10 protein-coding genes and 1 tRNA gene are annotated in these 12,593 nt (G+C 56.6%); 1 reads left to right on the plus strand and 10 read right to left on the minus strand.

Annotation, left to right across the window (positions count from 1 at the left end; genetic code table 11):
- Positions 1-22 precede the first annotated feature (22 nt).
- The 8 genes from IEV54_RS09615 to rnr all read right to left on the minus strand — a co-directional run bounded on the left by IEV54_RS09615 (position 23) and on the right by rnr (position 9,558).
- Positions 23-2,260 (minus strand): YgiQ family radical SAM protein, encoded by a 2,238-nt coding sequence (locus IEV54_RS09615; RefSeq protein ID WP_150278511.1) that lies wholly within the window; start codon positions 2,258-2,260, stop codon positions 23-25.
- A gap of 14 nt (positions 2,261-2,274) precedes the next feature.
- A complete protein-coding gene (gene dnaB / locus IEV54_RS09620; RefSeq protein WP_150278510.1) occupies positions 2,275-3,666 on the minus strand; it encodes a replicative DNA helicase in 1,392 nt (463 codons plus the stop codon).
- Positions 3,667-3,867: 201 nt separating this feature from the next.
- Positions 3,868-4,314, minus strand: a complete 447-nt coding sequence (gene rplI / locus IEV54_RS09625) for a 50S ribosomal protein L9 (protein ID WP_150278312.1) — start codon at positions 4,312-4,314, stop codon at positions 3,868-3,870.
- A gap of 18 nt (positions 4,315-4,332) precedes the next feature.
- Positions 4,333-5,232 carry a YybS family protein gene (locus tag IEV54_RS09630; RefSeq protein ID WP_150278311.1) on the minus strand — a complete coding sequence of 300 codons (900 nt, stop codon included), beginning with the start codon at positions 5,230-5,232 and terminating at the stop codon, positions 4,333-4,335.
- Between the two features lie 42 nt (positions 5,233-5,274).
- Positions 5,275-5,505, minus strand: coding sequence for a 30S ribosomal protein S18 (gene rpsR / locus IEV54_RS09635; protein ID WP_150278310.1), 231 nt, complete (start codon positions 5,503-5,505; stop codon positions 5,275-5,277).
- 41 nt (positions 5,506-5,546) lie between these two features.
- Positions 5,547-5,975, minus strand: coding sequence for a 30S ribosomal protein S6 (rpsF, locus tag IEV54_RS09640; RefSeq protein WP_150278309.1), 429 nt, complete (start codon positions 5,973-5,975; stop codon positions 5,547-5,549).
- 279 nt (positions 5,976-6,254) lie between these two features.
- Positions 6,255-6,992, minus strand: a complete 738-nt coding sequence (gene rlmB, locus IEV54_RS09645; protein WP_150278308.1) for a 23S rRNA (guanosine(2251)-2'-O)-methyltransferase RlmB — start codon at positions 6,990-6,992, stop codon at positions 6,255-6,257.
- A 19-nt stretch (positions 6,993-7,011) separates the two neighbouring features.
- The gene (gene rnr / locus IEV54_RS09650) at positions 7,012-9,558 is read right to left on the minus strand and encodes a ribonuclease R (protein ID WP_150278307.1); all 2,547 of its coding nucleotides are present in this window, start codon (positions 9,556-9,558) and stop codon (positions 7,012-7,014) included.
- A gap of 176 nt (positions 9,559-9,734) precedes the next feature.
- On the opposite strand from rnr, the gene IEV54_RS09655 reads away from it, so the two are divergent.
- Positions 9,735-9,821 (plus strand) — tRNA-Leu (locus IEV54_RS09655).
- A 194-nt stretch (positions 9,822-10,015) separates the two neighbouring features.
- On the opposite strand, the gene IEV54_RS09660 is transcribed toward IEV54_RS09655, so the two are convergent.
- The gene (locus IEV54_RS09660) at positions 10,016-11,311 is read right to left on the minus strand and encodes an adenylosuccinate synthase (RefSeq protein ID WP_150278306.1); all 1,296 of its coding nucleotides are present in this window, start codon (positions 11,309-11,311) and stop codon (positions 10,016-10,018) included.
- A gap of 48 nt (positions 11,312-11,359) precedes the next feature.
- Entirely contained in the window at positions 11,360-12,559 is a 1,200-nt protein-coding gene (locus tag IEV54_RS09665) for an ATP phosphoribosyltransferase regulatory subunit (RefSeq protein ID WP_150278305.1), read from the minus strand.
- Positions 12,560-12,593: the final 34 nt, after the last annotated feature.

The raw sequence follows: 12,593 nt of genomic DNA on the forward strand, positions 1-12,593 counted from the left end.
TGCCTGAAAGCCCACCCGTTCCTCACGACCTGCGGGCTGACGCTCTGGGTGCTGATTTGCCGCTCTTTTTACCTGCAGGCTTCTTGCGTGCGCCGCTATCGCGTGGCGGCAAACCATTATGTTGAGTCAGTATCACGCCTGGCTTGGCCTTGCTGCCCGCCGCCGTGGAGTTCTTTCGCCTTGCGCTGGCATAACCTTCAACAGCGGGTTGGAACGTCGGAATAAGTTGCTGCTTGCTGTTACCAATCAGGTCTGCTCGACCCATTTCCTTCAGAGCTTCGCGCAGCAACGGCCAGTTTTTCGGATCGTGATAACGCAGAAAAGCCTTGTGCAAACGCCGCTGACGTTCACCCTTGACGCTCTCTACCCCATCACTCTTGTAGGTCACCCTGCGTAGCGGATTCTTGCCCGAGTGATACATGGCAGTAGCCGTAGCCATGGGTGACGGATAGAAGGCCTGCACCTGGTCAGCCCGAAAATCATTGGTCTTGAGCCACAGCGCCAGATTCATCATGTCCTCGTCCGAGGTACCCGGATGCGCGGCAATGAAGTACGGAATCAGGTACTGCTTCTTACCGGCTTCTTTGGTGTATTTCTCGAACAGGCGCTTGAAGGTGTCATATGTCCCGATGCCGGGCTTCATCATACGGCTTAGCGGCCCCTGCTCGGTATGCTCAGGCGCAATCTTCAGATACCCGCCAACGTGGTGCGTGACCAGCTCCTTGACATACTCTGGGGATTCCACAGCGAGGTCATAACGCAAGCCTGAGGCAATCAGAACCTTCTTCACACCCGGCAATTCCCGCGCCTTGCGGTAGAGACCGATCAGGGACGAGTGATCGGTATTCAGGTTCTCGCAGATACCCGGATAGACACAGGACGGTTTACGGCAGGCGGCCTCGATCTCGGGGCTCTTGCAGGCAATCCGATACATGTTGGCAGTCGGCCCGCCCAGATCGGAGATCACCCCGGTAAAGCCCGGCACCTTGTCCCGTATCTCTTCGATCTCACGGATGATCGAGTCGTGGGAGCGGTTCTGGATAATCCTTCCTTCGTGTTCGGTAATCGAGCAGAAGGTACAGCCGCCAAAACAACCGCGCATGATATTCACCGAAAAACGGATCATCTCGTAGGCAGGTATCTTCGCATCGCCATAGGCCGGGTGCGGGACACGGGCATAGGGCAACCCGAATACGTAGTCCATTTCCTCGGTCGTCAGCGGGATCGGCGGTGGGTTGAACCACACATCCTTTTCGCCGTGACGCTGTACCAGGGCTCGCGCGTTGCCGGGATTGGTTTCCAGGTGCAGCACGCGGTTGGCGTGGGCATAAAGCACCGGATCACTTTTGACTTTCTCGAAGGACGGCAACCGAATAACCGTTCTGTCGCGTTCCAGGCGCGGATGCGGCAGCAGTTGCACGACCTGCACCCCGTCCTCCGTGGCCTCGGCGCCCTCCTCACCCGGCCCCTTGGCCTGCTCGACCGCACAGGCGCTGGTGTCCTGGGTATTCACATAAGGGTTGATGATCTTGTCAACCTTGCCGGGTCGGTCAATTCGTGTCGAGTCCAGCTCAAACCAGCCCTGTGGGGTGTCGCGGCGCATGAAAGCGGTGCCACGTATATCGGTTATCGTCTGAATGTCTTCGCCGCGGCTGAGGCGCTGGGCAATTTCGACTACCGCTCGCTCAGCGTTGCCATAAAGCAGAATATCGGCCTTGGCGTCGAGCAGCAGAGAGTGCCGAACCTTGTCCTGCCAGTAATCGTAGTGCGCTATACGACGCAGGGAAGCCTCAATACCGCCCAATACTACGGGCACGTCCTTGAAGGCCTCACGACAGCGTTGGCTATACACCAGACTGGCTCTGTCAGGCCGGCTGCCAGCCTTGCCACCAGGCGTATAGGCGTCATCCGAACGGATCTTGCGATCAGCGGTATAACGGTTGATCATCGAGTCCATATTGCCTGCCGCCACGCCAAAGAACAGGTTTGGCTTGCCCAGCGTGGTGAACGCGTCCTTACTTTGCCAGTCAGGCTGACTGATGATGCCGACACGAAACCCCTGGGCTTCAAGCAGACGACCAATAATCGCCATGCCGAATGACGGGTGGTCCACATAGGCATCGCCGGTCACGATGATGATGTCGCAGCTGTCCCACCCGAGCAGGTCCATCTCGTCACGGCTCATGGGCAAGAAAGGCGCCGCACCGAAACATTCGGCCCAGTACTTGGGATAGTCGAACAACTGCCTGGCGGCCGGCATACTAAGGGACATGATTACTCCATATCGCCGTACCCGGCATAGGAGCCAGGTGCGAGATTTTCGAAACGGGTGAATTTGCCCAGAAAGGCCAACCGGATGTTACCGATTGGGCCATTCCGCTGCTTGCCGATAATGATTTCGGCGATACCCTGATCCTGAGTATCCGGATGATAAACCTCATCCCGGTAGACGAACATGATAACGTCTGCGTCCTGCTCGATCGCCCCGGATTCACGCAAATCAGAGTTGATTGGTCGCTTGTTCGGGCGTTGCTCAAGCGAACGGTTAAGCTGCGACAGCGCAACTACCGGCGCATTGAATTCCTTGGCCAGGGCTTTCAGCGAGCGCGAGATTTCGGAAATCTCGTTAGTTCGATTCTCCGAGCTACCACCAATCTGCATCAACTGCAGATAATCGATCATGATCATGCCGATCTCGCCATGCTCGCGCACCACCCGGCGCGCCCTGGCACGCATTTCCATCGGCGACAGACCAGCAGTGTCATCAATGAACAACTTGCGGTCATTGAGCAGATTTACCGCTGAGGTCAGACGTGGCCAATCGTCGTCATCCAGACGGCCCGCTCGAACCTTGCTCTGGTCGATTCGACCCAGGGACGACAACATACGCATTACCAGCGAATCCCCAGGCATTTCCAGGGAGAAAACCAATACCGCCTTGTCGTAACGCAGTACCACGTTCTCGACCAGATTCATCGCAAAGGTTGTTTTACCCATCGAAGGACGACCGGCAATAATTACCAGGTCCGCTGGCTGCAATCCTGAGGTCATCTCGTCCAGATCGGCGAAACCGGTGGAGAGACCGGTGATCGCGCCATCGCTATTGAACAGCGTATCGATCCGGTCGATGGCTTTGGTAAGCAGGTTGTTGACCGACTCGGGGCCACCGGTTTTAGGACGGCTCTCGGCAATGGCAAATATCTGTCTTTCAGCTTCATCCAGGATCGCATTCGCTTGCTTGCCCTTGGGATTGAACGCACTGTCGGCAATATCCGAGCTGGTGCTGATCAATTTGCGCAGGGTGGAGCGCTCGCGGATGATGTGAGTGTAGGCACTGATATTGGCAACCGACGGTGTATTTTTCGCCAGCTGCCCCAGATAGGCCAGCCCGCCGACCTGATCGATCAGACCTTCTCGGTCTAGCTCCTCGGCCAGGGTTACCACATCGAAGGGCTGATTCCGCGAGGCCAGACTGGCCAGGGCACGAAAAATCAGTCGATGGTCGTGTCGGTAGAAATCAGCCTCACTGAGCAGCTCCACAACCCGTTCCCAAGTTGTGTTCTCCAGCATGACGCCGCCCAGCACTGCCTGCTCGGCTTCGATCGAGTGCGGGGGGATCTTCAGCGACGAGGCCTGCAGATCAAGTTCCGTGTTGTCGGTGTACATAGGTTCGCTCATCGGCACAGGCCCGGTACTTGCTCACTACTCGATCCAAACGCCCCGAAGCAGAAATAATCGGGACACAAAAACAGCAACACGGCGCCTGTCGAGGACAGGCGCCGTGTTGGACAGTCTAACCTTAAAGACCGTGGAACTCACCCTGCAACGCGGATCGCGCTTGAGGACCAGAAACCAGGGTCAGTCGGATTAACCGTTGACTACAACCAGTTTAACGCTGGCTTCTACGTCTGTGTGCAGGTGCAACGCTATGTCGTACTCACCGACGTTGCGCAGCGGGCCTTCAGGCAAACGCACTTCACTTTTCTCGATCTCGACACCCACTGCAGTCACCGCGTCAGCGATGTCACGGGTACCAATGGAACCGAACAGCTTGCCTTCTTCACCGGCGTTGGCTGCGATGGTCACAGTCAGATCAACCAGCTTGGCAGCACGTGCTTCGGCTTCACCCTTCTTCTCGTCAGCAATGCGCTCAAGCTCAGCGCGACGTGCTTCAAAGGCTTCCAGATTGGATGCAGTAGCCGGGGTTGCCTTGCCGAAAGGCAGCAAGAAATTGCGTGCATAACCGGCGCTCACAGCAACCTTGTCACCAAGGCCACCCAGATTCGCGATCTTTTCGAGCAGGATAACTTCCATAGCAATAACCTCTAGTATTCAGTCTTGGCCGTTCGGATCGTCATCGTCACGGGGGCCCTGGGCCGGCGCAAGACGGGAACGAAAGTCGAACAGGCTATCAATAAAAGCCAACAACATAATCAGGGGGTACACAAACTGGGCCGCCAGCACAAATACCACATAGAGCATGACCAGCCATACGGCCCCAAGCTTCTTGATCCCGACAGAGCCGTGAATCAGCGCAAGGCCCGCCAGCATGAGCGGCAAACTGGTAATGGGTGCCAGTAACGCCACCTGACCGAACTGCGGCCCAAAAAGCGTTACCAGTAACAAAGCGCCCGCGATGACCGGCGATAACCTCAACCGATGAAACTCCTCGCGGAATCCACCGGGATTATATAACCGGGCCTGCCACGAGCGGCCTACCATGACACTCACCAACACCATTAATGTGTGCACCGCACCCATCAGGCCAGCAAGCACCGGCACCAGAAGCGCCTCGATGCGAGCCATACCAGCCTCGTCGACCGCCCCACCCATATCAGCCAGCAGCTGAGGGAGGCGCTCCTGAATCTGTGCGGCCAAAGCCAACAAGGGCTCGTTCAACACAGTCAGCAAAAGCAGAGCGTAGCCCAGGCCCAGTGGAACTGATGCCAGCAATACTGATGTCCAGTCACTGCGGCTGTGCAGCAAGGTTGCCAAAGCCACACTGCCACCAATGACCAGCAGCGGCGTAATATCACCCACCCAGGCCCAGGCGATAGCCGGCAAAATACCCCAGGCCAGAACCGGGACCGCCTCGCTCAAGCCGCGCCTTAGCACGACTAGGGCGAGGGCAGCGGCGCTGACCCAGAACAACAGCGGTATGGCAGCGGAGATGGCTACTACCAGAGTAGCCTCCTTGCGCCCCCGCATGATGTATTCAGCCAACCCACGCATGCCGGTCAGATATCCCTGATTACGTACGTAATAAATTACCTATCAACGACCATGACTGTCGGTGAAGGGCAGCAGAGCCAGATAACGGGCACGCTTGATAGCGACACCCAGCTGACGCTGGTAACGAGCCTTGGTACCGGTAATACGGCTAGGTACGATCTTGCCGGTCTCGGTAACGTAGGCCTTCAAAGTGTTGAGATCCTTGTAATCGATCTCTTTAACGCCTTCAGCGGTAAAACGGCAGAACTTTCTGCGGCGGAAAAAACGTGCCATGGCAGCGTCTCCTTTAATACTGGAAATGGGACCGGGTTGACTTACTCGTCGTCGCCGTCGTTATCGTTGTCGTTCGAGCTATCATTGTCAGAATCGCTGTCGTCACCTTCGGTGCGCTCGCGACGCTCACGACGCTCGCCACGACCGGTATCTTCGGGCTTGAGCATGTCGGACTGTTCGGTGATAGCTTCGTCACGACGAATGACCATGTTACGGATAACGGCGTCGTTGTAACGGAAGTTCTCGGTCAGCTCTTCCAGTGCCTTGGCGCTGCACTCGACGTTGATCATGATGTAGTGGGCTTTATGGATCTTGTCGATCGGGTAAGCCAGTTGACGGCGACCCCAATCTTCCAGACGGTGAATCTTGCCGCCGTCTTCTTCAATGAGCTTGGTGTAGCGCTCGATCATGCCGCCGACCTGTTCGCTCTGATCCGGATGAACCAGGAATACGATTTCGTAATGACGCATTAGTGCTCCTTACGGGTTGTAGCCAGCCACCCAACATGGTCTGGCAAGGAGTAGAACTCTAGTTTGGGGCGCACATTCTATGGGAGTGGTGGTGAAGAGGCAAGCCTTATAGCTTTGGGCCGCAAGCCGCAAGCTACAAGCGGCAAGCGGCAAGCGGCAAGCGGCAAGCAGAGTGAAGTCGCTTTGAGCTTTGAGCTTTGAGCTTTGAGCTTTGAGCTTTGAGCTTTGAGCTTGTAGCTTGTAGCTTGAAGCTTGAAGCTTGCGGCTTGCGGCTTGCGGCTAGCTTCTCTGCCGCACCGCTTCAAACAGACAGATCCCACTTGCGACCGATACGTTCAGACTGGATACCGAACCGGCCATCGGGAGCTTGGCCAGGTAATCACAGTGTTCGCGGGTGAGTCGGCGCATGCCACTGCCTTCAGCACCCATCACGATCACGCTGGGCACTTTGAGATCGACCTGGTAGATCAGCTGTTCAGCTTCACCGGCAGTACCCATTACCCACAGCCCTCGCTGCTGCAGCTGCTTGAGCGTGCGGGCGAGATTGGTAACAGCAACCAGGGGTACCGTCTCGGCTGCGCCACAGGCGACCTTGCGCACAACCGGGGTGAGACTAGCCGAGCGATCACGGGGAATGATCACTGCATGGGCACCGGCAGCATCAGCGCTGCGCAGGCAGGCACCCAGATTATGCGGATCCGTTACTCCATCAAGAACCAGTAACAGGGCCGGAGTATCAAGCCCATCGAGGAGCCGATCAAGCATCTCCTCAGACCACATCTGGCTGGGCGACACCTGAGCAATAGCGCCCTGGTGAACGCCCTCGACCAGCTTATCCATGTCTTCGGGTGCCAGACGCTGAATATTGACCCCGATGTTTTCGGCCAGATCGGAGAGCGTTTGGGCCCGCCCATCTAGTCGACCACGGGTCAGAATCAACCCCTTTACGCGCTTGGGCGAACGCTCGAGCATCGCCTGAACGGCGTGCACGCCAAATACATATTCACTATCACTCATGTCTGCACATTCACCCGGCTCAGGTCTTGCGTTTGCGCGGAGCTCGGGGCGCACGTGGAGCACGCGGTCCGGAACCGGTAGAGGTTTTCTCAGCCGGCTTTTTACCGGCTGGAGCCTTGGCAGCGCCCTTTGATCGCGGCGCCCGGCCCTGTTTGGCTGCACCCGCTCCGGCCTTTTTCGAGCCCTCGATCAGACTCTTGCGAGCCGCCCGACTGGCCTCAACATCCGTTCGTTGGTTTTCCGGCTGACTCTTGTCCATCTCGAAATCAATCTTGCGTTCATCAAGATCAACACGGGCGATAACGACGCGAACGGTGTCTCCCAGACGGAAGCTTCTGCCTGAGCGCTCGCCAACCAGTCGGTGATGAACCTGATCAAAGTTGTAGTAATCAGCGGGCAGCGCTGTGATATGTACCAGGCCTTCGATATAGATATCTTTCAGCTCGATAAACAGACCAAACCCTGTAACTGAAGTGACCAGCCCATCGAAGCTCTCGCCCACCCGATCCTGCATGAACTCGCACTTGAGCCAGCTGACCACATCACGCGTTGCTTCATCGGCGCGCCGCTCGTTCTGCGAGCACTGCTCACCGAGACGCTCTAGGGCCGGCATATCGTAAGGATAGAGGGCTGCTTTCGGGATGGTCCCGGCACCGGCACGCTTGACTAGATCAGTCTTGCGGCGCGAGCGGATCACGCTTCGAATGGCACGATGCGTCAAAAGGTCGGGATAGCGACGAATTGGCGAGGTAAAGTGCGTATAAGCTTCGTAATTCAAGCCAAAGTGGCCGGCATTATGCGGGCTGTAAACCGCCTGACTGAGAGAGCGCAACATCACTGTCTGAATCAACTGAGCATCCGGGCGCCCCTGGACCTTACGCAGAACCTCGGCGTAATCCTCTGGTGTCGGGTCGCCCTTTTTGCGTGTCAGTGACAGACCCAGCGCATTGAGGAACTCGCGGAGACGCTCAACTTTCTCGGGCTTTGGACCGTCATGCACGCGATATAAGCCGGGCAGCTCGAGGTCTCCAAGAAAACGCGCAGTGGCTACGTTGGCCGCCAGCATGCACTCCTCGACAATCTTGTGTGCGTCATTGCGGGTAGTGGGACGAATTTCAGCTATCTTGCGGTTCTCACCAAAGACAATCCGAGTTTCCGTGGTCTCGAAGTCGATTGCACCTCGACCCTGGCGCGCCTTCGCCAAAGCCTTGTAAAGCTCATAGAGATCCTTGACTGCAGGAAGAACCTCGGCGTATTGCTTGGACAGCGCCATGCCTTCCTGACTGCGGGGATGCTCGAGCATGTTCGAGACCTGGGTATAAGTCAGGCGCGCATGGGAGTGAATCACGCCTTCACAGAACTCGTAGGAAGTCAGCTCACCACTTTTGGAGATCGTCATCTCGCACACCAGCGCTAGACGATCAACCCGCGGCATCAATGAGCAGAGGCCGTTAGAGATCGCCTCAGGCAACATAGGCACCACTTCGCTTGGGAAGTAAACCGATGTACCGCGCAGCTCCGCTTCCTCGTCCAGTGCCGAGCCTACTGGCACATAATGGGAAACATCAGCAATGGCGACATACAACTTCCAGCCGCCCGCGAACAACCTCCAACCACTGGCTTTCTGAGGCTCGCAATAGAGTGCGTCGTCAAAATCCCGGGCATCTTCACCGTCGATCGTAACCAACGGCAAATGGCGCAGATCAACGCGCTTGAGTTTGTCTTTTTCCTCGACCTGGTCCTTAAGCTTGCTCGCCTCGTCGAGAACGGCCTGCGGCCACACGCTAGGAATGTCGTAGCTGCGCAAGGCAACTTCAATCTCGACACCCGGAGCCATGTAGTCACCGACTACCTCGACTACTTCACCCTGGGCCTGGCGGTGAATATTCGGCCACTGGGTTATCTTTACCTCGACATACTGACCGGGCTCGGCACCATGCTCGCAACCAGGCTGGATCAGTACCTCATGATTGATCTTGGCATTATCGGCGGCAACATAAGCGATCCCGTTCTCACGATAATAGCGACCGACCAGTACCTCATGGGCCCGTTCAAGCACTTCTACAATCGTGCCCTCACTGCGACCACGGCGGTCAACGCCGGTAACCCGGCCAAGGACCTTGTCACCATCAAACACCAGACGCATCTGCGCAGGGCTAAGGAAAAGGTCGTCGCCGCCGGCTTCTGGTACCAGGAAGCCGAAGCCGTCGCGATGGCCTTGTACGCGGCCCTTGATAAGATCCAGCTTGTCTACCGGTGCGTAGGCGCCGCGGCGGGTGTATATCAACTGACCATCACGTTCCATCGCACGAAGCCGGCGCCGCAGGGCTTCGATTCCCTCTTCACCGGAAATACCCAGTTCGTCCTGGAGTTGCGCGCGGGTAGCAGGCGCACCACGGTCTTCGAGCAGTTTGAGAATAAGCTCGCGACTGGGAATGGGGTTCTCGTATTTCTGGGCTTCGCGTGTCGCTTCTGGATCTATTGCGGTCCAGTCGACTGATGATGCGGAAGTACGTTCGGAGTTGCTCGGCAGGGCCGAGTCTTTTGATATTGATTTTTTCGTCATAGTCTTCTATTGAACCGCGAATTGGCTTTTCATGCACCTGTTTCCGGCAAATACGGATTTATTTTTACCGGGGGGTTTACAAGCACATGGCCGCTACGTATTATTCGCGCCGTCAACACAACAACGGTTGCAACGCGAAACGCCTGTTTCAGCATAGCATCCAGATTGACTGAAATGCCCAGGTGGTGAAATTGGTAGACACGCCAGCTTCAGGTGCTGGTGGCCGCAAGGCCGTGGAAGTTCGAGTCTTCTCCTGGGCACCATCTTTTCTACTGCTGATACTTGCATCGGCAGCTTCGCTTGAAAATCCATAGTTTTTTCAACGGCAAAGCCCGATGGCGAAGCTATAGTTCTCCAAATAGTCATTATTTCACAACAGTATTTCTGGTTACTCTTCTGTTTTGTTTGTGGACACAAAAAAGGCGCCTGTTTGGGCGCCTTTTTGGTTCAGGCATGATCAGTCCTGAAATATCTTACGCAGAATGACCGTTTCGTTCCGATCTGGCCCTGTAGATATGATATCAACCGGCGCAGCTACCAGCTCTTCAATCCGACGGATGTAGGCGCGGGCATTTTCCGGGAGCTGCTCAAGCGTTTGAGCGCCCAGAGTCGACTCGCTCCAACCAGGCATCTCTTCGTAAACAGGATCAAGACCCAGATAGCTGTCAGCATCGCTTGGCACCTCTATCACCGCACCCGCCTCGTTGCGGTAACCGATACAAATGCGGATAACATCCAGACCGTCCAGCACGTCCAGCTTGGTCAGGCAGAGACCACTGATGCTATTGACCTCCATGGCGCGGCGCAAAATAACAGCATCGAACCAGCCACAGCGACGCGCCCGGCCGGTGGTAGAGCCAAACTCGTGCCCACGTTCAGCAAGGCGTGCACCCACGTCATCAAACAACTCGGTAGGGAAAGGTCCCGAGCCGACCCGGGTGGTGTAAGCCTTGGTGATACCCAGAACATAATCCAGATACAGCGGACCGAAACCAGATCCGGTCGCCGTGCCACCAGCTGTCGTATTGGAGCTGGTCACATAGGGATAAGTACCGTGGTCGATATCCAACAATGAGCCCTGGGCGCCCTCAAACATGATATTGGCACCTTCGCGGCGCAGTTCATGCAACCTGGCAGTGACATCCGTCATCAACGGACGCAACCACTCGGCATAGCCCATCGCTTCGTCCAGAGTTTTCTGGAAGTCGACAGGCTCCACCTTGTAATAATGCTCCAGGGAGAAGTTATGATATTCCAGCACTTCAGCCAATTTGATGGCAAAGCGCTCGGGATTGAACAGGTCTGCTACGCGCAAGCCCCGCCTGGAAACCTTATCCTCGTAGGCCGGACCGATACCCCGGCCTGTTGTGCCAATCTTGGCCTCTCCCCGGGCTTTTTCACGAGCCTGATCCAGCGCCACGTGATAAGGCAGAATCAACGGACAGGCGGGACTGATACGCAGTCGCTCGCGAACCGGCACACCCTTGGCTTCCAGCTCTTTGAGCTCTTTCATTAGAGCTTCCGGAGAAAGAACCACGCCATTACCAATAAAACACGTGACGTTCTCGCGCAGAATACCTGAGGGGATCAGGTGCAATACGGTTTTCTCACCATCAATAACCAGGGTGTGGCCAGCGTTGTGCCCCCCCTGATAGCGGACAACGGCAGCGACCTGATCAGTCAACAAATCCACGATCTTGCCTTTGCCTTCATCGCCCCACTGTGTACCGAGGATGACTACATTCTTGCCCATTTCAGCTCTCGCCTCATTCGAATTTGAATAGCCTGCACGGCCGTTGAATCAGTTTTCCAGCTTTTTGACCTGCCACGCCCCGCCCTGCCAGCGCAAAATACGATCGCAGCCGTGCTCGACTGCGTCAGCATCAACCTGGCCCGGCAGCGCCACTATGACGCGCTCACCCTCGCGGCGAAGCTTCATCACCTCACGCTGCAGACCCTGCTCGTTGGCATAAGCCGCCCATATGGCACTCGAGCGCTCGGCACCAGCGCTAACCTTGCCGCGCTCCACAAGCAGCCGCAGATCTGTCGAAAATCCCGTTGCCGGACGCGCACGCCCGAAGTCCGAGCCGATATCGTCATAACGTCCACCCTGGGCAATACTCTGCCCCAGCCCCGGAATGTAGGCAGAAAAAACTGCGCCGGTATGATAGTGGTATCCACGCAGCTCACCCAGATCAAAATACAGGGGAATCTCCGGATATTGGCGGGACAGGGTCTGAGCAATTTCGGCCAGGTCGTCCAGCGCAGCCATTACCGACTCTGGAGCACCATCGAGCAACACGTGGGCGCGCTCAAGCACCTCCACGCCACCTGACAACTCAGCAAGGCTGCAAAGCATCGCCGCCAGAGAGGATTGACTCTGCCCCAGCGGCTCAGCTATGGCCCTTACCTCATCCACCGCCTTGCGCTGCAGCGCGTCAAACAGCGCCTGCTCCACCTTCTCATCCAGACCCGCAGCCTGGGCAAGTCCACGATAGATACCCACATGCCCTATATCCAGATGCGCACCACTTACCCCACAACTGGAGAGCGTTTCGAGCATCAGGGTAATGATTTCAATATCGCTGGCACTGGACGCATCACCATACAGCTCTGCGCCCAGCTGGATAACACTCCGCGCCGTAGACAAGGTGCGCGGTCGAGTGTGCATGACGCTACCGCAATAGCAGAGCCTGCTCGGTCCTTCCGCGCCCAGGGTATGGGCATCAATACGCGCAACTTGCGGCGTGATATCGGCCCGCACGCCGAGCATACGGCCTGAGAGTTGGTCGACCATCTTGAAGGTCTGCAGCTCCAGGTCATGACCGGCACCGGTCAATAGAGACTCTACATATTCGATATGCGGGGTGATGACCAGGTCATATCCCCAGGAAGAAAACAGATCAAGCAGTTGCCGGCGTGCGGCCTCGATAAGTGCGGCCTCTTCGGGCAGAACTTCCTCGATGCCCTCGGGCAACAGCCAGCTATCAACAGTTGGCATTTTCACAACCTTCCTACATGGTGATTACAAGTGG

Origin of the sequence: Halopseudomonas salina (assembly GCF_014637955.1) — a bacterium.
Taxonomy (GTDB): Bacteria; Pseudomonadota; Gammaproteobacteria; order Pseudomonadales; family Pseudomonadaceae; genus Halopseudomonas; species Halopseudomonas salina.